Origin of the sequence: Streptococcus sp. HMSC077D04, assembly GCF_001808785.1 — a bacterium.
Lineage (GTDB): Bacteria > Bacillota > Bacilli > Lactobacillales > Streptococcaceae > Streptococcus > Streptococcus mitis_BX.
In genome coordinates this window covers 1-670 of record NZ_KV794484.1, presented here as the reverse complement: position 1 = coordinate 670, position 670 = coordinate 1, and the positions used below count along the sequence as shown (strand labels likewise).

Sequence of the window (670 nt, the reverse complement as noted above, 5' to 3'; positions counted from 1 at the left end):
GAGGCATTCAAGTATCCAAATTGACTTACAAAACGGTCATAATCACGATTGAGTTTACTAAGTAATATCTGAAAATCAGACTGACTATAATCTGGATGACGTTGAATTTCAATTAAGGCTTGATAGGTCTCTCTCAAATCAACCATACCCTTAATGCGACTAATATCCTTATCCGATAAGGGACTTTCATAAAAGACAGTTTTTTTGAACAGTCCCTTATATTTCCCTCTTTTACTCGCTTCTTCTGACTTGTATACATCTAGTGCTTCCTCATCTGTCAAATGAAGTTGCACGAATCGATCTATTTTATGTTCAGACAAAGAACTGTCCCAGGCTTTAAATTCTCCCTTCTCGTCTACATAATAACTAATTTCGTCTACTTTTGAACTTTTCCGAATGCCATGCGTATCTCGGTAATAAATTTGATTTCCCTCATATCCAAAAGAATAGAGCGCTAAGTCCTCACGTATACGACTTGGGATCGAATTATCCACTTCTTCTTGGATAAAAACAGGTGCTTTCAAAGAATTGTCAATTTGTTTAGGTGCTTCCACATTTTCTAACGCTTCCATAATGTCAGTAGCTAATGTTTCTGATACTCCCTTAACATTGAGGGTTCCTCCATTAAAATTACGTACCTCATATTCACCCAAAACTTGTGTATTGTATT

At 36.1% G+C, this 670-nt stretch carries 1 pseudogene; it reads right to left on the bottom strand.

Features of this window, described 5'->3' with window-relative positions:
• A pseudogene (locus HMPREF2701_RS01535) lies at window positions 1-670 on the bottom strand (helicase SNF2); the annotation flags it as partial.